At 46.8% G+C, this 21,349-nt stretch carries 16 protein-coding genes and 2 pseudogenes; 15 read left to right on the top strand and 3 right to left on the bottom strand.

Features of this window, described 5'->3' with window-relative positions; all coding sequences use genetic code 11:
• Positions 1-50: 50 nt before the first annotated feature.
• From AC0LWN_RS22120 to AC0LWN_RS22110, 3 genes and pseudogenes are all read left to right on the top strand, one after another.
• A complete protein-coding gene (locus tag AC0LWN_RS22120) occupies positions 51-263 on the top strand; it encodes a DinB family protein (protein ID WP_474669123.1) in 213 nt (70 codons plus the stop codon).
• Positions 264-429: 166 nt separating this feature from the next.
• Positions 430-1,278 carry an AraC family transcriptional regulator gene (locus tag AC0LWN_RS22115; protein ID WP_474669249.1) on the top strand — a complete coding sequence of 283 codons (849 nt, stop codon included), beginning with the start codon at positions 430-432 and terminating at the stop codon, positions 1,276-1,278.
• A gap of 93 nt (positions 1,279-1,371) precedes the next feature.
• A pseudogene (locus AC0LWN_RS22110) lies at positions 1,372-1,610 on the top strand (hypothetical protein); the annotation flags it as partial.
• 195 nt (positions 1,611-1,805) lie between these two features.
• Here AC0LWN_RS22110 and AC0LWN_RS22105 read toward each other — a convergent pair.
• Complete coding sequence (locus AC0LWN_RS22105; protein WP_474669121.1) at positions 1,806-2,417, bottom strand: TetR/AcrR family transcriptional regulator; 612 nt, start codon at positions 2,415-2,417, stop codon at positions 1,806-1,808.
• Between the two features lie 157 nt (positions 2,418-2,574).
• Here AC0LWN_RS22105 and AC0LWN_RS22100 point away from each other — a divergent pair, with 157 nt between their 5' ends.
• From AC0LWN_RS22100 to AC0LWN_RS22090, 3 genes are all read left to right on the top strand, one after another.
• Positions 2,575-3,150 (top strand): cysteine hydrolase family protein, encoded by a 576-nt coding sequence (locus AC0LWN_RS22100; RefSeq protein ID WP_474669119.1) that lies wholly within the window; start codon positions 2,575-2,577, stop codon positions 3,148-3,150.
• Between the two features lie 247 nt (positions 3,151-3,397).
• Entirely contained in the window at positions 3,398-6,208 is a 2,811-nt protein-coding gene (locus tag AC0LWN_RS22095) for an S-layer homology domain-containing protein (RefSeq protein WP_474669117.1), read from the top strand.
• A 152-nt stretch (positions 6,209-6,360) separates the two neighbouring features.
• A complete protein-coding gene (locus AC0LWN_RS22090) occupies positions 6,361-7,635 on the top strand; it encodes a serine hydrolase domain-containing protein (protein WP_474669115.1) in 1,275 nt (424 codons plus the stop codon).
• Between the two features lie 119 nt (positions 7,636-7,754).
• On the opposite strand, the gene AC0LWN_RS22085 is transcribed toward AC0LWN_RS22090, so the two are convergent.
• Positions 7,755-8,837, bottom strand: a complete 1,083-nt coding sequence (locus AC0LWN_RS22085) for a GntR family transcriptional regulator (RefSeq protein ID WP_474669113.1) — start codon at positions 8,835-8,837, stop codon at positions 7,755-7,757.
• Between the two features lie 285 nt (positions 8,838-9,122).
• On the opposite strand from AC0LWN_RS22085, the gene AC0LWN_RS22080 reads away from it, so the two are divergent.
• Genes AC0LWN_RS22080 through araA form a run of 3 tightly spaced genes read left to right on the top strand, consistent with a single transcriptional unit; the run spans position 9,123 to position 12,891 of the window.
• Positions 9,123-10,736, top strand: a complete 1,614-nt coding sequence (locus AC0LWN_RS22080; protein WP_474669111.1) for a xylulokinase — start codon at positions 9,123-9,125, stop codon at positions 10,734-10,736.
• A gap of 1 nt (position 10,737) precedes the next feature.
• A complete protein-coding gene (locus AC0LWN_RS22075) occupies positions 10,738-11,433 on the top strand; it encodes an L-ribulose-5-phosphate 4-epimerase (RefSeq protein ID WP_474669109.1) in 696 nt (231 codons plus the stop codon).
• Between the two features lie 33 nt (positions 11,434-11,466).
• Positions 11,467-12,891 (top strand): L-arabinose isomerase, encoded by a 1,425-nt coding sequence (gene araA / locus AC0LWN_RS22070; protein WP_474669107.1) that lies wholly within the window; start codon positions 11,467-11,469, stop codon positions 12,889-12,891.
• A gap of 91 nt (positions 12,892-12,982) precedes the next feature.
• Here araA and AC0LWN_RS22065 read toward each other — a convergent pair.
• A pseudogene (locus AC0LWN_RS22065) lies at positions 12,983-13,270 on the bottom strand (PD-(D/E)XK nuclease family transposase); the annotation flags it as partial.
• A gap of 248 nt (positions 13,271-13,518) precedes the next feature.
• Here AC0LWN_RS22065 and AC0LWN_RS22060 point away from each other — a divergent pair.
• From AC0LWN_RS22060 to AC0LWN_RS22035, 6 genes are all read left to right on the top strand, one after another.
• Positions 13,519-14,460 (top strand): phosphotransferase, encoded by a 942-nt coding sequence (locus AC0LWN_RS22060; protein WP_474669247.1) that lies wholly within the window; start codon positions 13,519-13,521, stop codon positions 14,458-14,460.
• Between the two features lie 220 nt (positions 14,461-14,680).
• Complete coding sequence (locus AC0LWN_RS22055; protein ID WP_474669105.1) at positions 14,681-15,721, top strand: zinc-dependent alcohol dehydrogenase; 1,041 nt, start codon at positions 14,681-14,683, stop codon at positions 15,719-15,721.
• 37 nt (positions 15,722-15,758) lie between these two features.
• Entirely contained in the window at positions 15,759-17,696 is a 1,938-nt protein-coding gene (locus AC0LWN_RS22050) for an alpha-amylase family protein (RefSeq protein WP_474669103.1), read from the top strand.
• A gap of 228 nt (positions 17,697-17,924) precedes the next feature.
• Entirely contained in the window at positions 17,925-19,061 is a 1,137-nt protein-coding gene (locus AC0LWN_RS22045; protein WP_474669101.1) for a sugar ABC transporter substrate-binding protein, read from the top strand.
• A gap of 20 nt (positions 19,062-19,081) precedes the next feature.
• Positions 19,082-19,741 (top strand): dihydrofolate reductase family protein, encoded by a 660-nt coding sequence (locus AC0LWN_RS22040; RefSeq protein ID WP_458965507.1) that lies wholly within the window; start codon positions 19,082-19,084, stop codon positions 19,739-19,741.
• 74 nt (positions 19,742-19,815) lie between these two features.
• Positions 19,816-21,180 (top strand): MATE family efflux transporter, encoded by a 1,365-nt coding sequence (locus AC0LWN_RS22035; protein ID WP_474669098.1) that lies wholly within the window; start codon positions 19,816-19,818, stop codon positions 21,178-21,180.
• The last annotated feature ends 169 nt before the right edge of the window (positions 21,181-21,349 follow it).

Raw genomic sequence — 21,349 nt, 5'->3', positions numbered from 1 at the left:
CTCCTGAGCGTCTTTTTTGATTGATAAAACTCTCCATAAAAAAAGGAAAGGTGGAATTATCTACGCCTGACCCGGACAAGGCGATGACGATCGAGCATCCGAAGTACGGCCGTCTCGATACGTATTTCTCTGACATCCTGCAGCATGTGGTCAACCATGGGACTTATCACCGGGGGAATGTGACCGCGATGTTGAGGCAGCAAGGGGATGCCGGGGTTCTGACCGATTATTTGTTTTATTTGATGGAACGGCAGGAAGGTTAGTGATAGGAGGCGCGAGCGGCGGCGCCATTCACTTCTCAGTAAACGATTGGAATGGCCGTACTACAAAATCGTACATGAAATGTCGGATGCCTATAATCGTTCTTTGCTATTCTGTATCTGAAGGGAGGTTATTCACGTGAATTGGCTTGCAAATCTGAACCGGGCTATGCAATACATCGAAGAAAATCTTGTGGAAGATTTAGATTTGAAGGAAGCGGCGAGGCAGGCTTGTTGTTCCGAATATCACTTTTCAAGGATGTTCTCATTTCTTGCCGGAATGACGCTATCGGAATACATCCGCCGGAGACGCCTGACCCTTGCTGCATTTGAGCTTCAAACCCGTGATGTACGGATTATTGATGTGGCGATGAAGTACGGATACAACTCAGCCGACGCCTTTTCTAGAGCCTTTCAGACTCAGCATGGGATGTCGCCATCAACGGCAAAGTCCAATGGACCTTCCCTAAAGGCCTATCCACCTATGACCTTTCACTTAACCGTTCAGGGAGGAACCGCAATGAATTACCGTATTGTAGAGAAGGAGCCATTCCAGATCGTAGGCATCATGAAGAGGGTACCTATTCAATTCAATGGTGTGAATTCGGAAATCGAATCTATGTGGAGAAGCTTAACGCCGGAGGACATTATTCAACTCAAAGCACTCTCGGATATTGAACCGAGGGGATTGATTCAAGCATCGGTGAATTTTTCCGAGGAGCGTATGGAGGAGAAGGGATCGCTTGATCACTACGTCGGCGTGGCTACCAGCCGGGAGTGTCCCGAGCTTTTGACGAAACTGGAGGTATCTGGAGCCACTTGGGCCGTTTTTGAAGCGGTCGGCCCATTCCCGGCGACTTTGCAGAACGTATGGGGACGTATTTATTCAGAATGGTTTCCTTCCGCGAGTTATGAGTTGGCAAGAGGACCGGAAATATTATGGAATGAGAGTAAGGATGTATCCTCTCCAACCTTCAGAAGCGAAATCTGGATACCCGTTATCAAAAAACAAGTGTAGAATATAAAGTCTTTATTAAGAATCTAGGGGGATTTTTCAATCTGTACCAGGCAGAATTGTTTAGCGCGGAGGAACTGAATGAAATAAGGGAAAATGCTTACTGATTACGTTCCGCTAACGGAAAACGATGGATTGGTTGAGCAGGAGTATATCGAAACAAATCTAGCAGACGATATATCATATGATAAAATGGCGTAGATAGTCTATGCTCTACTTATCATTTTCAACGAATGTTTCCGTTTATTACTGGAGTATCGTTATCTGAGTACATTCGACGCCGAAGGTTGACATTGGCAGCATTTGAACTGCAGACAACATCATGCAGAGTTATCTTTTTCTTCGAAACCTAATGAGAAAACAATTGTAAAGGTGATTTTTTTATAGGTTGGGTCGAACTCGAGTAGTCGCTACATCAAAACGAGTAGAGCAACGAAAGACGTTGCCGTACGAAATAGAATTTCTCGTGAAAGAAATCTAATGAACATGACTTCACCTTAACCACTTGCGCCCTCGTGGACAGCAAGCGGTTATTTGGCATTCCCGCGAAGGCCGTCGCATAGAATCGACACGGCGCGGTCCGGGAAAGTTTCGCCGTCCGCGGCTGCCTGCAAGATGCCGGTAAGCAGGATTTTGATATCCTCAATGCTGGCATCAGCCCGGACGGAGCCGCTTTGTTGGGCGCGGCCGAGAAGATTGTCAATTCCCCGCCAAAAGTCCCTCGCAACCTCCGAACGCCCACCGTTATTCAGTCTGCTAACAAGGGCATCGGTTATCGCCTTGTTTGCAATCCCCTCACGTATGATTTTTGCAAAATAATGAAAGAACGCCTCACCCGGATCGTCGTGGTACAGCAATTGATTTGCTTCTTCGATAAGACGCGATTTGTGGCTGACAATGACGGCTCCGAACAAATCCTCCTTGGTCGGGAAATGCCGGTAAACAGTACCTACGCCTACACCGGCACGCCGGGCGATTTCATCCATCGAAACGGAGACGCCTTCGGTCGTAAACACCTTATGGGCAACCTGGAGAAGCTTATCTCGATTTCTTATGGCATCTGCACGCAATGCCTTCACGGGAGGCGTGACGACGGATTCTGTAGTGTCACTGCTTCCAACTGAAATTTTCTTTTTGGACATCTTGGGATAACACCTCATTGTAAATAGTACATCACCGGCGGTTGATTGACAAACGGAGAAGGACCTCCGTATAATTTTAACCGGAGGCAGCACTCCGTTTATGATGGGGCTAGTGATTCAAACGTGTCCACTTCGAAGAAAAGGAGTTAAATAACACATGCACAATTCGCCGGGCAAAAGCGCACTATTGGTCATGGATATGCAAAACAGCGTCGTATCGCGGTTCGTAGACAATGAGAAGGCATTGCTTCCGTTCCAAAAGGCTATTGAAGCCGCACGCAGTCACGCTATTCCCGTGATTTATGTACGGGTCGCGTTCCGCGCCGGTTATCCTGAGATTAGCTCCAGAAACAAAATGTTCGGGGAAATTGCCAGCCGGGCGGGAACAGCGGCGGCACCGGAAGCGGCGATGCAAATAAGCGAATCCGTGCAGCCCCGGCCGGATGAACCCATTGTGACCAAGGTTCGGGTGAGCGCGTTCGCCGGGAGTGATCTTGAGGTGATCCTTCGGTCCCGCCAGATCGACACACTCGTTCTTAGCGGCATCGCCACAAGCGGGGTCGTTCTATCGACCTTGCGGGAAGCGGCAGATAAAGATTTTGCCCTTACGGTGCTTTCCGATGCCTGTATTGATGCCGACCCCGAGGTGCATCGCGTTCTGACCGAGAAGGTGTTCCCCCGTCAGGCAGAGGTGGTAACTGTCGATGCGTGGGCAGAATCTTTATCTAATTAACGGGAATTAGTCCCTGCAGCAGCCGGAGCTCTGCAGGGGCTTTTTTTATACTGCGACATTTCTACTGCTTCGATGGTCTGATAACCAGTCGGCGGTTGGATAAGCTGTGCCTATAAATCATGTTCATTTATTCTAAAATAGGTAAAAAGTTCTGTGTAAAATTACCGATAAATAATGTAAGCTCCTCAGTGCCTATTGTAAAATCAAGAAGTTGTCGAATTATCTTAATTCAGAAGGAGAGAAGACAATGCTAGTGCATGCAGTGCGCCGTAGAATCAGTCTGATGATGGTATTTGCTCTGCTGTTAAGCACCCTTGTGCCAAGTATGGCGTTTGGTGAGGCGAGGCAGATCACAGACATCGCTGGTTCTTATGCGCAGAAGGAGATTCAATCGTTAGTAGAAGCAGGTATAATCTCTGGGTATGAAGATCACACGTTTAAACCGAATAAGGCGATCACACGCGCCGAGCTGGCCAAGATCATCGTCCTGTCCCTCGGTCTGAAAGAAAATGGCGGTCAAGCGGCGATGTTCAAAGACGTTGCTCCGAATAGCTGGTACCGCGGCTACGTAGGTGCATTGGTAGAGAGCGGGATCACCGAAGGTACTTCGGCTGCTGCTTTCAGCCCTAATGCGCATGTTACCCGTGAAGAACTGGTCGTGTTCTTCATTCGGGCTTTCGAATTGGAAGATACAGCGAAGAAGCTTCCGCTGGACACCAAGCTGTCGGATATGTCGGAGGTGTCCAAATGGGCGCAAGCGCACGTATCCTTGGCCTTCAAGAGCGGTTTCATCAACGGAACCCAAGGCAGTGACGGGACGCTGAAGTTTAAGCCGAAAGACCAAGCGGAGCGGCAGGCGCTGGCTCGTCTGGCTTATGAATTCAAAACCAATAAGTCGGTATATATCGAGAAATCCAAGGAGCTGCTGGCTGAGGTTAACAAGGGTGGAACTCCTACAGCAACCCCGGCTGCATCTGCTGTGCCAAACGGGTCCGGGACTTCTACGGTGATTTCTGCACCTGCAACGCCTGCACCGGCCACTCCTGTACCAACATCGTCCGCACAGTCAAGCGGTCTCCAGGTTGTGGTGAACGGGGAGAGCGCCGACTCCATTTATGCGGATGAGCCAACAGAGGTTTCGTTCCGCGTATCTTTTAATGAGGCCATGACGGTAAATGCGAGTGTCTATCAGGTGGATTACAGCGGTAAAGTAATTAAGGGAATTACACCACTTTATGATGATGGTTTGAAGGAACATGGAGACAGCCTCCAGGCAGACGGGATCTACAGTGGAAAAGCTAAATTGACTGAAAGCACGGAAGGTTACATAAATCTGCAGGTTTATACGGGAAATGCTCCAAGCGGTAATGTCTTGAAATTATCTGTAGTGAAGCATCTTACGGATGAGCAGCTTGCACAAACGGAAATCATTGAAAAAAATACGCAGGATAAGCTTAATGATCTGGCTGCTAAATACGGGGATTTGCAAAAAGCGAAGGAAGAAACCGTAGCTTGGCTGCAAAAACAAGAGGACGTGCGACGTGCAGGTATTTCCGGCCAGGGCGGAAGTGTATGGTACCTATTGGAAAACGGGATTCTGGGGGGGATTTCATCAGCTCCCGAGAATACGAAGGGTCTAGCTGGCACCAGAGAACATGCTGCATTCAGCAATGTGCTGGAGGCAAATACGCTAACGCAAAGTGTGGAACAAACTGCTGCAACCATAGGAAGCAAGCGGGTTGCTGTGATTTCTCCATTCTCCGGCAAGCTTGCCTCATCAACAGTCTATGACGCTGTGTATAATAAGTTCGTTCAGTCGAAGTATCCGGCCCCTGTGGACAGAGTAAAAGATACTGCAGCAGATGTTAAATTCTTTAAAGGGCTGAACAACTATGGAGCTTTGTTTTTAGATACGCACGGAGATACTTACTATGATGAAGCTGTGCTCCAGATTCTTCATTATAAGTACGGTATTGATTTCAAGTATGCCGGGCCGCAGGTCATGTTCCTGACCGGGGAAAAGGCGACAGCAGAGAGTAAGAAAGCCTATGAGCTGGACTTGAAAAAAGGAAGACTGGCTATTATCTCCGGTTACTATGCGATTACGCCTTCTTTTATTACACGTTATAACGATATGATGCCGGATACGATCGTATTTAATGGGAGCTGCCGGAGCTTGTACAACAATTCGATGGCAGATGCATTCATCAACAACGGCGCTGGCACTTATTATGGATATACCGATTATGTAAAGGTTACGTATGATCAAGCGATAGTTCAATCGGTATTCACCGCCTTGTTCGATGAGAACAAGACGACTGAAGAAGCATTCAAGGCAGCGGTGGCTGCGGTTGGCGCAAACGATGGGCGGGCTGCTTTCGCTATGAAGGGCAACAACATTGGTGCAAAGACAGAAGGCCTGATCAACGGAACTTTTGAAACTGGAAATTGGATGGGCTGGAATGGAAACGGGGATGTCCGGGTGATCTCCAAGCTGGGACCGCTCAAACCGACAGAGGGCAACTACATGGCGATTATCAGCACAGGCCTCGGGTTCGAAAACAACAATAATGGAGGCTTTGACTACAATTCGGATAGTTATATCGAGCAAAGCTTCATAGTTCCGGCTGGAGCAACGACGCTTTCCTTCGATTACAATTTCATTTCTGAGGAGCCGACGGAATATATTAATTCCAAATATAACGACACTTTTAAAACAACGGTAACCTCCAGTGTATATATCAATCCGGCATCCGTTGTTACCTCTCATCTTAATGGAGGGGAGACTGTAACCTCTAGTGTCTACGGTAAAGAGTCCGTCACCATCGGATACGAATCCATCAATAGCTCCACGCAATATTGGATTGATGCGAACAAAGTGCCGATTGATTTCTACGGCGGGGATGATACGACATACATGACCAACTGGAAGCATGTACAATTCGATGTAAGCCAATTTGCCGGCAAGGCTTCGATTGTGCTCCGTTTCCACGTGTGGGATCAGGGAGACAGCATTTTTGATTCTGCGGTACTGATTGATAATATTATCTTAAAATAGCCCGGTTAAGGCACTTATTTGTATGGAGCTGCTACACAAGAAACGGTTGGATCAGGGGGAACCTGGGCCAACCGTTTCTTTTTACTCAAGCCTGCCTCGCATGATACCATACAGACAGGGCATATTTTACATTTTTAGAGGAGTGAGGTCTGATGCAAGCACTGCAAATGAAGCTAGAAGCGTATATTAGCAAATATCTGGAGCTGTGGGACTTTTACGGCGTTATTCAAGTCATCCGAAAGGGCGAAGTCCTATTTGAAAACGCATACGGTTATGCAAGTATCGAATTCGGAATACAAAACAGTATAAATTCATGCTTCTCAATCGCTTCTATGTCCAAGCAGTTTACCGCCTTTGCGATTATGTTTCTGCACGAGAAGAAGATGCTGGACATCCACAAACCTGCTCAAGTGCACCTTCCTGCCGATATGGAGATTGACGAGTCTATTACGGTACATCATTTGTTGTCGCATTCTTCTGGTTTGTATAATTTCTATAATTTTGAAAATGATTTTTTTGCCGGATACAATAGAACAGAATATTCGCAAAAGGATTTCTACCGGCAGTACATTAATAAAAAGCCTACAAGGCCGCCGGGTACGGCATTTGATTACAATAACTCAAACTACAATTTGCTCGCATGGATTATTGAGCATGTGTCAGGACAGAAGTACGAAGACTATATTCGAAACAACATATTTCTGCCTTTGAATATGGTGAACAGCGATGTTGATGATGGCTGTAAACCTATTAAGAACCGATCATGTAATTATGTGAAAAATATGGATGCCAACATCAAAGCTCCGTATCATAACGAGAAATTCGGCATCGGCGCAGGAGCTATTGTCTCAAACTGCGATGATTTGTACAAATGGTATACCTGTTTGCGGGATCGTAAAATCCTGTCGCCACAAACGTACACCAGGTTTTTCAAGGAGAACAGCAATAATTACTGCTATGGACTGGAGCATCATCAAGTTTACGGTACAGACAGATATTCTCATGGCGGTGATCATCTTGGGGTAAGCACGTATATGCAGGATTATTTCGATGAAGATATGTGTATCATCATTCTTTCAAATAATGAGACTATTGATCAGTACAGACTGGGCAATGCTATTTCGGATATTGTACATCAAGTGGATGTAGAGCTTCCGGCAAACCATGAAGAGTTCCCGTGCAACGAAGAAAAGCTTAGAGAGTATTGCGGAACATATTTACAAGACAAGATACAAGTAGAACTTATCAATGGAAAATTATATTTCACAAGATACTCCGGCAATCTTCATATCGAGATCTATCCGGTAGGTGAAGGGAAATTTGTCCGCAGACATTCTGATCAGATTCATCCGTACAGTATGACTGAGAACGAGGACAGCCAAATGACGTTTTTCGGGTATGCAAAAGATACTTCCGCAAGCAAGTAGTTTGGGTCCGGCACCTCCTGCTTCCCGGGGATCTATTCGAAGAAAAACAGCCCTCGGAATGATTCCAAGTTCCAAGGGCCATTTTGTAGGAGCATTTAAACAACACAGGAGTGTTCTCCCTATCTCGCTTTCACAGTCTCCCCTTCAACTAAAACAGGTTGATAATAGGTGCTGTTTCGTAAATCCTTCTTTCCCTGCAGCTTCTTAATGACCCAATCGGCGGCGTCGCGTCCCATTTGCTCCTGGGGGTGCGTCAAGGTCGTTAGCTTGATGTTCGCATTTTTGGCGATATAAGAATTATCCTGACCAATAATGGACAAGTCTTCCGGAACGGATAGCTCAAGTTGTCTGCACACATTTACGACCTCAAGCCCTACCTCGTCGTTATAGCAGACAATTCCGGTCAATATGTCTCTATTTTCGGTTAGAAATTTCTTTAAGCTTGTGGACAGGTCCTGCTTCGTCTCGGTATCGAAGGAGAGCACCTGCTCGGGGTGAAACCGTAATTTGGCTTCTCCAAGAGCTTTGATATACCCCTTCATCCGATATTTCCCCTGTAAATCATCCATTTTGGCAATGATCCCAATTTGGGTGTGTCCTTTCGAAATCAGTTCTTTAGTCGCCAGATAGCTGGACTGTACATCATCCAGACAAAAGAAAGGAACCTCCAATTCTTCATAATAAGCATTGATCATGATGAAAGGGACCTCCTGTTCCTTGAACGACAGGTAGTAAGCGATATTGGGATTGTATAGATTGCTCTTCGTAGGTTCAATAATCAGGCCGTCCACACCAAAGGACAGCATCATTTCCAAGGCTTTCTTTTCCTGCGCAACATCATTATTGGTGCTGGCTAATAGCAACGAATAATTATCCTCATTCAATCGGCCTTCAATCCCGCGGATAATGGAGGGAAAGATGTAATCCGAAATATAGGTCGTGATCACACCGATGGTCCGATTATTGGGATTCCCGCCGGATTTGGACCGGAACTGGTTGCTGACATAAGTGCCTGATCCTTTTTCACTTCTTAGAAAACCCTCGTTCGACAGCTCTAAAATGGCCTTCCGCACTGTCTGTCGGCTTACTTGATACATCTCCTGCAAAGCGGATTCTGTAGGGATTTGTTCACCTACGCTATACGTTCCTGAAAGAATATTGCTTTTTATATCTTCAAGGATAACCTGATATTTTGGTTTCATTGTACTCACTTCCTCCAAAGTTGTTCTAATACTAATTGACTCACCCGCAATATTTGTATGTACATATCATAACACGCTTATGAACTTATTATAATCCTTTGTTTTCTATGTATAAACAGTATAAGGAAAGCATACAATTGTCTATTGTAAAATTTGTAGGCATATCTGCTATTCTGTATTGACAAATGTACGAACAAAAAATATACTAAGGCTGTCAATAAGGGAAAGCGCCTTCTTTCGATTATAGGTGTTAAAACAGTTGTCATAGAGGGGAGTAACGTGATTATGGATCAGAACATTAAGCAAGCGATTACTAAGGGAGAAACCTCACTTGGTATCGAATTTGGATCCACACGTATCAAGGCAGTACTGATTGATCAGCGTTTTGAGACGATCGCATCTGGAAGCTATGAGTGGGAAAATCTTTTGGTAGACGGGTATTGGACGTACAACTTAGCGGAGATTATCAAGGGTCTGCAAGAGGCCTATAGTGAAATGAAGCAAGAAGTTGAACGGAAATATGGAGTCACCATCCGAACCATTGGTTCGATCGGATTTTCTGCAATGATGCACGGGTATATGGCTTTTGACAGCACAGGCGAGCTGCTTGTTCCGTTCCGGACCTGGCGTAATGCAACAACTGGTGCTGCAGCTAAAGAATTAACGGATAAATTCCAATTCAACATCCCTGAACGGTGGAGTATTGCCCATCTGTATCAAGCCATACTAAACAAAGAGCAGCATGTGCCTCGTATTGAATTTGTTACGACTTTAGCCGGTTTCATTCACTGGCTGCTGACTGGCAATAAGGCCATCGGTGTCGGAGATGCTTCGGGTATGTTCCCGATAGATGAAGCCACACAAGATTACAATGAAGCGATGGTTAAGCAGTTTGAGGAGCTCATCGCGGCCAAAGGCTACTCCTTGAAGCTGAAGGATATTCTCCCTAAGGTCTATACCGCCGGCGAGCAGGCAGGGGTATTAACCGCAACCGGAGCAAAAATTCTGGACCAATCTGAAAACCTGCAGCCAGGCATTCCGCTTTGTCCTCCGGAAGGCGATGCCGGAACAGGGATGGTTGCCACGAATAGCGTGAGAAAACGGACCGGTAATATCTCCGTAGGAACTTCGGTTTTTGCCATGATTGTATTAGAGAACGAGCTTTCAACCGTATATCCGGAAATCGACATGGTAACCACTCCAAACGGCAGCCCGGTCGGCATGGTTCATGCCAACAACTGCTCAAGCGATATCAACGCCTGGCTGGGCTTGTTCCGTGAATTTTCTGAAGCAGCGGGACAAAAGGTGGATACGGCTCATTTATACAGTGTGATGTTCAACAAGGCTTTGGAAGCAGACCCGGATGGCGGCGGCTTGCTTAGCTACGGGTATTTCTCAGGCGAAAATATCACCGGAATCGAAAAAGGCCGGCCGCTGTTTGTCCGCTCACCTGAGAGCAACTTCAATTTGGCCAATTTCATGCGGACCCACCTTTTCACGGCTTTTGCGGCTTTGAAAATCGGAATGGATATTTTGACAAAGAAAGAAAACGTCGCAATTGACAGCATTCTGGCTCACGGCGGTTTGTTTAAAACCCCTATCGTTGGACAAAAAATTGTTGCGGCTGCACTCAATGTTCCTGTTTCCGTTATGGCAACAGCCGGAGAAGGCGGAGCGTGGGGAATGGCTATTCTCGCTTCCTATATGATGAACAAAGATCAGCAGGAGCGCTTAGACGACTTCCTCGACAGCAAAGTCTTCAGCAACGTTGAGGGCCAAGAAATATATCCGGACGGTTCCGACGTTAAAGGCTTCGAAACCTTTATGGAACGCTACACGAAGGGTTTGGCGATTGAGCAGGCTGCTGTAGATAATCTAGTGGAGAACTGGAGGGATTAACGTGTTAGAGCGGTTGAAAGAAGAGGTATACCAGGCCAATCTGGACCTGCCCAAGCATGGACTTGTCAAATACACATGGGGAAATGTAAGTGCTGTTGACCGCGAGAGCAGCTTGTTCGTAATCAAGCCTAGCGGCGTAGATTATGAGAAGATGAAGCCGAGTGACATGGTGGTTGTTGATTTTGACGGCAATGTGGTTGAGGGAGAAATGAGACCCTCCTCCGATACACCGACCCACGCCGTGCTTTACAAGCATTATGCAGAGATCGGCGGTATCGTGCACACGCATTCGACTTGGGCGACTGTCTGGGCTCAAGCCGGGCTTGATGTTCCAGTAATGGGAACTACCCATGCCGACACCTTCTATGGCTCTGTACCATGTGCCCGGTTCTTGACCCAGGAGGAGATTGACCGCGGTTATGAAGCAGAGACCGGGCGTGTCATCATCGAGACCTTCGAACAGCGTGGCCTGGATGTTATGGCAGTTCCCGGTGTCCTGCTCAAGGGTCATGCTCCATTCACCTGGGGCAAAGATGCCAAATCTGCAGTAATGAACAGCGTCGTGCTGGAAGAAGTATCGAAAATGAATTTGTTCGCACGGGAATTAAATCATTTTGCCGAAGAATTGCCGCAGCGGATTTTGGATAAGCACTATTTACGGAAGCATGGGAAAGACGCCTACTACGGGCAGAAATAATACAAACTATCAAAAGAGAAGAGGATGAGCATCATGTCAACAGTAAGTGCCAAACAATTCTGGTTTGTCGTAGGATCGCAGCATCTTTATGGTGAAGAAGCTCTGGGAGAGGTTAAGGCTCACGCGCAGGCTATGACCGATGCACTCAATAACAGCGGTGTCCTGCCTTACCCGCTTGTACTGCAGGATTTGGCTGTCAGCGCGGATAAAATCACCTCCATCATGAAGGAAGTCAACTATCGTGACGAGGTTGCCGGTGTCATCACTTGGATGCATACCTTCTCCCCGGCAAAAATGTGGATTCGCGGAACGAAATTATTGCAGAAGCCTTTGCTGCATTTGGCAACCCAATACAACGAGAGCATTCCTTGGGCAACGATTGATATGGACTTCATGAACCTTAACCAGGCCGCTCATGGCGACCGGGAATATGGCTTCATCAATGCCCGTCTGCAGAAACAAAATAAAGTGGTAGTAGGCTACTGGGAACGCGCTGAAGTGCAGAAGCAAATTGCGGACTGGATGGACGTAGCGGTTGCTTATAACGAAAGCTTCAGCATCAAGGTTGCCCGCTTCGGCGACAATATGCGCAACGTCGGTGTTACCGAAGGGGATAAGGTTGAAGCCCAAATTCAATTCGGCTGGACCGTTGACTATTTCGGCATTGGAGACCTTGTTCAGTACGTGAACGCGGTTACGGAAGAAGAAGTTAATGCTCTGTTTGCGGAATATGCAAAGCTTTATGAATTTGACTACGGCACTTACAGCAAGGAAGCTTGGGAAGCCAGCGTCAAGGTTCAGGCAAGCTATGAAATCGCCCTGAAACGCTTCCTGGACAAAGGCGGCTACAATGCCTTCACTTCGAACTTCGAGGACCTGCACGGTATGAAGCAGCTTCCGGGCCTTGCGGTGCAGCGTTTGATGGCACAGGGATATGGCTTCGCCGGTGAAGGCGACTGGAAGACGGCTGCACTTGACCGCTTGATGAAAGTGATGAGCCACAACCTGAATACAGGCTTCATGGAAGACTACACTTATGAAATGGCTGCAGGCCAGGAAGCCATTCTGCAATCCCATATGCTTGAGGTAGATCCAAGTCTCGCAAGCAACAAACCAAAAGTCATCGTATCTCCGCTGGGTATTGGCGACCGTGAAGATCCGGCCCGTCTGGTGTTTGACGGCAAGGCAGGAGAAGGCGTAGTTGTATCCATGGCTGACTTCGGTACTCATTACAAGCTGCTGATCAACGAAGTTACGGCATTCGAACCTACGGTTCCGGCTCCTAAGCTTCCAGTGGCCCGTGTACTCTGGAAAGTTAAGCCTAACTTCCAGGATGGGGTTAAGGCCTGGATCGAGAACGGCGGCGGCCATCATACCGTTGTTTCCTTGAACTTGACAACAGACCAAATTGTTACCTATGCCAAGCTGGTTAACCTGGAATACGTCATCATCAAGTAATTAGAAGACAATCATCCTTCTATAGTAAAAGAGCGAATAGGCAGCTTAGATAACTGCTTATTCGCTCTTTTTTGTAATTAATTTGCTTAATTCAGTTGTGCTTTCTCAAAGCGATGATTTCGGCCTCAGACAGTCCGGACGCTTTGGATATAATTGATGTGTCAACTCCAAGCTTAAGGAGCTCTAGGGTCATCTGAACTGCTTTCTTTTTCTCCCCTTCAGCTAATGCGCCCTCAATCATGGAAGCTTCGTCGTGCAGATACTTCTGTCTATCTTCATACAATCGGCGTGCCTCAGCATCCTGACTAAGAAATTCCAATGTGTCCATTGCTTTTTTCAACACAGGCTCGTTCATCGTCAGCACCTCCCAATTGGATTTGACCTTAAATGTTAGACAAGCCGATCACTATGCATTATACAAAACAGCCTTTGGAATCATTCCAAAGGCTGTTTTGTATGGCTATTTTTTTCAAGACCTTATTCAACATCATAACAGAGACTGAAGAAACAGTCTATATTTTTGCCTGGGATTATAATACAGTGAGGTAGCCGGCAATAAAAGAAGAAATGGAGTGTTATTCCTTGGAATCTTGTTGTCACCTCGATCCTGCCAGTCTGCAGGAGTATATAGTTAAGGTGTTTGGTGCGGGCTACTCAGTCGCAAATGTTGTGAAAATGCATGGTGGTGCACAAAAGGTGGTCTACAAGATAGACTGCACTAATGGATTTTCCTGCGTTATGTATGTGTGGGATCTTACGATGAATTATTTTCAAGAGGAAATAGCTAATAATCATATAAATGCCCAATCCTTCGGCAGTGAATTATTTGAGATAAACAACAGGTATTTAATTGAACATTCCATTCGAACCCCTGTTCTTTATGATTTGAATAAGGAAAGAAGTCGCTACACTTTCGACTACGCTCTTGTTGAGTATGTAGCAGGCCAGAAGGCTGAAGATTATTTCCACCATTCCGATCTGCGGGTTAAAGATGAGGTTTTTCAGCAGTTGGGGGATATGATTGCCGGCATGCATGCGGGCGAAAGAAGTACCTACGGGAAGGCCAATCATAGCGGGAACAACACGGGGCAATGCCATCTTGCCCAATTGGAAAATGCAAAATCGCAGTTAATCTATGCTTCCCGGCATATTGACAGCATCAGAGAAAATCAAAGCAAGCTGCTTGATAAGCTGCATGAGCTTGAATCGGGAATTGAGCCCAGAAGCCGTTATGGATTTATACATGGGGAGCTGGGTCCTGACCATGTTTTGGTCACAGATCATTTGGAGCCTATCTTAATTGATATAGACGGAGCCGAGTTCTTTGATATTGAGCATGAACACAGCTTCCTGGAGTTTCGCTTTAGGGATTTTTACCGGTATTTAAAGCAGGATAACCTCGATCCGGACAGGATGTTATTTTATAAATTCCATCACCATCTTTCCTTGATTTCAGGCGGTTTGAAGCTGATTCATCGCGGATACCCGGATCAGCAGCTTGCCAAGGATATCGCTGACTATAACTGCAAATGTGCTCTGGAATTTATCAAACCGGCGGCATTTATCTAAACAATAACAAAAACCCAATCAACATATGAGGGTGTTGATTGGGTTTTTGTTATTGTTTGTCTGATTTTATGTAAATATATGGTATTTTCATGAAAATTGCAAATCATTAACATTCATCGACAACATTCACCTTACTTCGACTTTTGTGATGTGGTATATTCTGGATGAATATTAAGCACTTTTTCTCGAATCTATAAAAAAATAGAAGGGAAGAACGTATGTGGAAGCACTGGTGTGGACATCCAACCACCGGCTGGAGCTGTGCAAATGTGAAGAGCCGCTGATTACAGCTCCAGATGAGGTCAAGATTCGGATTGAGATGACAGGGGTTTGCGGAACGGATCTGGCGGTCATAACCGGTAAAGAAGAGGGAGTTCCAGAGGTCATTCGCGGTCATGAGGCTGTAGGGACCGTAATCGAAATCGGCAGCAAGGTTGACCGAGTTAAGGTGGGGGACCGCGTTGTTATTGATCCGAATCTAAGCTGCGGTGAATGTTATTTTTGCCTGAAGAAACAGCCGCACCTGTGTACGGGTACCGACGGCAAGGGAATGCCTATTGCGGGTTTGAATCGAAATGGGACGTTCACTTTTTTTTACTCAACTGAACAAACGTTTGCACACCTTCTCCCGGATCATATGAGCTGGGAAGCAGGGGTTTTGATTGAGCCGCTAGCCTGTGTCCTGCACAATTTCAAAGAAGCTAACGTATCGGCAGACGATAAGGTGCTCGTTATCGGGTCGGGTCCGATGGGACTGCTCAGTCAAATCGTCAGCAAATCAAAAGCGGCGCTCACCGTTGCGACGGAAATTAATCCATATCGGCTAGCCTTTGCCAGAGGATTTTCAGATTATGCGCTAACACCGTCCCAATTAGATCAAGCTGTCGTAGATGAGATCTGCTCAGGACATAAGTTTGATCTGATTATCGACACGGTGGGCACTCAGCTCGAAGTGGCAGAGAGATGGATTGAGCGTGGAGGCCGCATCATTCCTTTTGGAATTAATGCGAAGTACCAGTATACCTTTTCTCCTACCAAATTCGTACAGAATGCCATCAAAATTATTGGAGCAGGCGAATACCGCTACATGTTCGAGGAGGCTTTGCGGTTTGCCGCTGAGACACCGGAGCTGGAGAAGCTGGTGACCAGAAAAGTTAAGCTCAATCAATATGAAACAGCAATTAACGAGCTGATCGGCTATGAATTGAACTCTTTGAAGGTGGTTAGGAGTGAAACCGTCAAGACGGTTTTTGTTCCCTAAACGTAGAACTACAATCAACGAGAGGTGGCACCTGCCAATGAGTAAAGACAGCAATTTTAGACTTGTTCAGGATTACCTGTCTGCACACAAAGATAAGGATATAGAGCCGATCTGGATACCTGCTGTGTGGAATGAGTGCCAATATGAGCGTGTTCTTTCCGAAAAAGACGGTGAGATTTGTGTACATCCGTATGATTTTATGACGGAGAACTTCAATTACTTGGACAAGCTTTCATGGAGGTATTCGCTCAAGGAACGTACGGATCTGGACGACAGCGCGATCTATTCCTCGCTAATTCGCTATTCGACTGCTTGGGACTATAACCATGACGGAACAATCGAATCAGGTACTTTTTTAAGGTTCTGCATTCTGCTGCCGCTGCTGAAAAAGATGGGGATCAATATTCTGTACATGCTTCCGGTTAACCAATACAGCAAATTGAACCTGAAGGGGGATATCGGATCACCTTACGCGGTGCAATCGTTATTCCACTTGGACCAGAACCTGCACGACAGCCTTTTAGACGGCATGAAGCAGTTCACGATTCACGATGAGCTCAGCGCTCTGGTCGAAGCCTGCCATTTGCTTGATATAAAGACCGTTCTCGATTTCATTCCCCGGGTAACGGCGAAAAACAGTGAGTTCATTACCGAACACCCGGATTGGGTGTACTGGATCAAAACTGAGGCATTGGAGGGGTTTGCGCCGCCTCCCATTCCTGAGCTTGGATTTTTTGAGGAGTGTACGCCTGACAAGCTGGAGACGGTCTACCGCAGCCAGGAAACTGCAGCGTTCCTTCGGAAGTTTTCACTGCCGCCAAATGAACTTCATCCGGTCCTTTGGCAGCAGTTAAAGGAAAAGGCTGCTAAAACCGGGGAGGAACTATTAACCTTGGTGGAGCAAGAAATGGGGATAACGACTGCTCCGGCGCATTCGGATTGGATTAATGATGTGCAGCCGATTTGGACAGATATTACGTTCTTGCGCCTTTACAAGGATGTTTCTCCTCAAGTGAGACATCTTATAAGTCCGGATCAAGCGCCCTATGTCCTTTTTGATACGATCAAATGCAACTATTATCCGGGAGATGAGCCGAATCTTGAGCTGTGGGACGTACTGGAGCAGGCAGTACGGTTCAATCTCGAAAGGTACGGGATTGACGGCTTCCGCATCGATATCGGACATGTGCTGCCTACGCCGCTCTTGACCCGAATTTTTGACACGATTAAAGAGATCAATCCGAATGCGATCTTGATCAGCGAAGACTTGTTCAACCGCAACCATAAGAAGGCGGCGAGCACCGGCTATAACATTATGCTTGGCAGCGGATGGAACGTCATGACGCAAATTACGAAGGAGAATCTCGTTTCATTCCTAGAGGAGCTGCCTGAGCTGTGTATTCATGTGTTTGCCTGTGCAGAAACGGCTGATACTCCGCGGATCACGAGCCGTGGTGGTGTCGAGGTTGCCCGTATGATCGCGGTATTTAATCAATTTCTTCCGAACGCGATTCCATACGTGACGACCGGCTATGAAATGAATGAGGAGCAGCCCCTCAACTGCGGTCTTGGAGACAATACGAACGGAGAGGATATCGCGCGCGCTTTTTTTAATGTCATGCAGATTAATTGGACCAACCCTGCGCCAATGCTGCCGCTGCTGGCTGAGTTAAGTGAATTCAAGAAGGATTGGCCTCAGCTGGTCAAGCCGGAAAACTTCTTTGTGGCTCAATCCCCGGAAGGTACTGTGCTATATGGGTATCTGCATGGAGATCAGACGCTGCTGTGCAGCTTTAATTTGAGTTCTGATGCTTGCCACGTCGATTTGAAGGCTGCCGTACCCGGACGATGCCCAATGACCGTGACACTAGATAGTTCCTTAACGGGCAGCAGTGTGGGGCAGACCCTCGACAGCCTGCTGCTTGCACCGAATCAAGCTTTAGTGCTCGTTAACAATATTAGACAAGCCATATAAGTTGAACGAAAGAAAATAAAAAAAGGGCAGAAGTGACGGAGGGGAAGTTTGGAACTGGAGGAGCGAACGCGTCCGCCTTTGTCTGCGGATTTCTACCGCGAAGAGCGGTAACAATCAAGAAATCTGCAGACAACAGCGGCCGGAAGTCCAAACATTCCCCGCAGTTACGACCAATACCTAATATAAAAATCTAAAGTTCAACTTATCAGTTAAAGGAGAGAAGCTGCGATGGAAAAAAACAAAAAGGAAATCGTGTTATGGCATGAGTTTGACGGTCCGGGAGATACCTCGATTGAAGTGCTGGAGGGAATTTGCAAGCTGTATACGGAACGATTTGGCGTACAAATTACGCCACAAGTGATGAATATTTCGGAGCTGACTGCAGGGTTGAACCGAATTAAGGACACTCATCAAGGTCCCCACCTGGCAATGGTTCCAGCCGATATGTCCTCCTACGTCCAGAATGGCCTTTACTCCGAAGTGCCGGGAGGGTTGTTGGACGATGTGCTGAGTGAAGGGGCCCTTTCAACGATGCAACTGGATGGCGTTCAGTATGGTACCCCGGTACTTCGGGGCAACCATCTGGTTGTGTATTACAATCAGGAGATTTACGTCAGTGCGCCGGCGGCCTGGGATATGTTCGAGGAGGCGGCAGAGGAGCTGTCCGCTCAAGGCATTGTGCCACTAGGGGCAGATTTGCAGCAGGGCTATTGGTTTATTCCGTTCCTCACGGCTTTCGGCGGTTGGCCTGTAAAGAACGGAAAGCCGGATATCATCACCCCTGAAATGAAGCAGGCGCTCCAGTTCATCCGCGAGAAGATGGATCAAGGCGTGCTCGTCAGTCTCGACGGCTCCACAGATTTGCTAGAGCAGTTCATTGACGGTAAGATCGGCGCCATTATTTGCGGCGAGTGGATTTATAACCACCTGGACAAGCATATGGGTAACAAGCTTGCCGTTTGCCAGCTTCCGGTCATAGAAGGCCGGCAATCGCTATCCATGTCTTCTTCCATCGGCCTGATTTACCCGAACCATTCGTTAACTTCCGGGGAGCGGGAGGATATCCTGTCGTTCACGCGTTTTATGCTGAGTGATGAATGCCAAACCATGTGGACGCTCGATGTGCAGCGGATTCCGGCTCAGGAAGAGGTGCTGAACCGCCTGGCTGCCTCTGCTGCGCCTAACAAAAAAACGATTTTGTCGCTTTTAGATCATGCACGCCCAATGCCAACTAATCCTTTCATGATCCATGTATGGGAAGCGATGAATGCGGGCCTGACTGAGCTGCCCTTGAGCAATCCTGAACAAGCGTTGAAAAAAATGGAACAGACCATCCATGAAGCTTCACGCGCATTTCAAAGCTAATAAGAGACGGAGGAAGAGAAATGAAAACAACGATATTCAGCCAAATTTCGATTGACGGAAAGCTAACTATGGGGGCCGGTAATTCGAGTAAAGAGCTTTTTTCTTTGTTTTCCAGTGAAGATATCGAGTTCATCCATCTATTCCGGGGAAATGTGCAGGGGATTATGGTTGGTAAAAATACGATCCTGACAGACAATCCGTTTCTTACTAACCGGTATGAGGAGAACAAAAATCCAATCCGTATCATTCCGACGACGACCCTTGACATTCCGCTGGATAGCAATGTGCTCTCGGATGAGGGGAAGACGATTATCGTCACGACCGAGAAAGGGCGGGACGAGGGCAAAATCAAGCAGATCCGGGAAAGAGGGAAGGAGTGCCTTATCTGCGGCGAGGATAAAGTAGATTTCGTGGAGCTTGAGCGGCAATTGGAGGACAACTATGGGATTACCAGCATCATGGTAGAAGGCGGCGGCTTTTTGAACTGGCATATTTTTAATCAGGATATCGTTGATGAAATTATTTTGATGCAGCTCCCAATCATCATCGGAGGCGCTTCGAACATTACTTTAGTGGATGGAGACGGGTATCAGCAATTGTGCTTTACCAAAAAGTTCAAGGTTGTAGAGATCCAGCCCAAGGATAACTACACACTCATGCGCTATAAAAAAGTGATATGACATTCATTTAATTCATAGACTTCGAGTGGCTATGGGAGCTGTAAAATCAAGAAAATGGGGGTTATGAAAAATTCATGCTAGAGAAGGATAATTTCTATAAAAGTGTGTATAAAATCGCTGTACCGGTTACGCTTCAAAGCTTGCTGATGGCACTCCTCAATTTGACGGATCAGATGATGGTCGGACAGCTTGGAGACGTGGCAATTGCCTCGGTCGGGATGTCTACGAAAATATACGGGATCATCGCAGTTGTACTGGCCGGTCTATCAACGGGTGTATCCATTTATGCTGCCCAGTTCTGGGGGAACAAGGATACCAAAAGTGTATCCCAGGTGCTGGGTCTCGGTCTGCTCGTCGGCTTTGTGTTTTCGTTCCTGTTCTCAGCGGCTGTATTCATCGACTCACCGCTTTTTCTGAGCATGTTCACCACAGATGCGAATGTAATAGACGATGGGCATATTTTCTTGAGATTCATGTCACTTGGCTTCGTGCCTGTCATGTTTACGATGATGTATTCCGCGATTTTACGCAGTACCAGACATGCCAAATGGCCGATGTATGTAAGCTTAATTACAGTTGTTTTGAATATTATCCTGAACTACGTGCTTATTTTCGGCCACTTCGGCTCACCTGAGCTTGGTCTGAAGGGCTCGGCCATAGCTACTCTTATTTCCAGGGTTTTTGAATGTTTGTTGATCATCGGTGCTGTGTACCGGTATCGTTTACCGGGGGCTGTCGGGCTAAAGAACTTGTTTGTTATTCCTAAACCGCTCATCCGCAAGTTTTTTGGAACGACCTATCCGCTGCTGTTGACTGAATTGATCTGGGTATTGGGCGAAACGGCATATGCGATCATCTACAGCCGCATGGGAACGATGGAGATGACTGCGATGACCATTACATTTCCGCTGCAAGGGCTGTGCATTGGTTTGTTGTCAGGTCTGTCCAGTGCAGCCGGAGTACTGGTTGGCAACCGTTTAGGCGCGAACGAAACCGACATCGCACTCGATCACGCGAAAAAGTTCATCCGCCTTGGCATCGTGATCTCTCTAATCGTCGGGGGCATTATTGCAGCAGGCTCGAAGCTGTATGTCTCTGCGTTCAACATCTCCGAGGATGCGAAACAAATGGGTGTCTATATTGTGATCGTGTTCGCTGGATTTCTGTGGGTCAAAGTATCCAATATGATTATAGCCGGCGGCATTCTGAACAGCGGGGGAGACAGCAAGTTCGTGTTCGTTATGGAATCAACCGCAACATGGCTGATAGGTGTCCCATCCGGGCTGTTGCTGTCGTACGTTTGGAAGCAGCCTGTGTACCTTGTATATCTCGTCATATCGCTTGAGGAGGTTGTCCGCTTTGGCTTCGGCTACGCCCGGATATACTCCCGCAAGTGGATACGAAATTTAGTTAGCGATTTGACAGAAAAAGCGATGTGAGAAGTGAGTGAGGCTGTTCCTGAGCGAAAATGCTGAGGGACGGCCTCTAAATTATAAATACTTACTTGACAGGTAGGAATAAAAGGATATATGATTACTGCAATCCTTCACTGCTAATTAAATGAACAGTGAAATAATAACCGTGAAAATAATGACTGAGCTGATTGGA

The organism is Paenibacillus sp. sgz302115, from assembly GCF_056120445.1.
The sequence above is the reverse complement of the archived record's forward strand: the minus strand, read 5'-3'. Positions and strand labels throughout refer to the sequence as shown.

Coding starts and splice junctions, on each gene's coding strand:
- AC0LWN_RS22115 (WP_474669249.1), top strand. CDS start 430: ATGCAATACATCGAAGAAAATCTTGTGGAAGATTTAGATTTGAAGGAA.
- AC0LWN_RS22100 (WP_474669119.1), top strand. CDS start 2,575: ATGCACAATTCGCCGGGCAAAAGCGCACTATTGGTCATGGATATGCAA.
- AC0LWN_RS22090 (WP_474669115.1), top strand. CDS start 6,361: ATGCAAGCACTGCAAATGAAGCTAGAAGCGTATATTAGCAAATATCTG.
- AC0LWN_RS22085 (WP_474669113.1), bottom strand. CDS start 8,837: ATGAAACCAAAATATCAGGTTATCCTTGAAGATATAAAAAGCAATATT.
- AC0LWN_RS22035 (WP_474669098.1), top strand. CDS start 19,816: ATGCTAGAGAAGGATAATTTCTATAAAAGTGTGTATAAAATCGCTGTA.
- AC0LWN_RS22095 (WP_474669117.1), top strand. CDS start 3,398: ATGCTAGTGCATGCAGTGCGCCGTAGAATCAGTCTGATGATGGTATTT.
- AC0LWN_RS22050 (WP_474669103.1), top strand. CDS start 15,759: ATGAGTAAAGACAGCAATTTTAGACTTGTTCAGGATTACCTGTCTGCA.
- AC0LWN_RS22080 (WP_474669111.1), top strand. CDS start 9,123: ATGGATCAGAACATTAAGCAAGCGATTACTAAGGGAGAAACCTCACTT.
- AC0LWN_RS22045 (WP_474669101.1), top strand. CDS start 17,925: ATGGAAAAAAACAAAAAGGAAATCGTGTTATGGCATGAGTTTGACGGT.
- AC0LWN_RS22040 (WP_458965507.1), top strand. CDS start 19,082: ATGAAAACAACGATATTCAGCCAAATTTCGATTGACGGAAAGCTAACT.
- araA (WP_474669107.1), top strand. CDS start 11,467: ATGTCAACAGTAAGTGCCAAACAATTCTGGTTTGTCGTAGGATCGCAG.
- AC0LWN_RS22105 (WP_474669121.1), bottom strand. CDS start 2,417: ATGTCCAAAAAGAAAATTTCAGTTGGAAGCAGTGACACTACAGAATCC.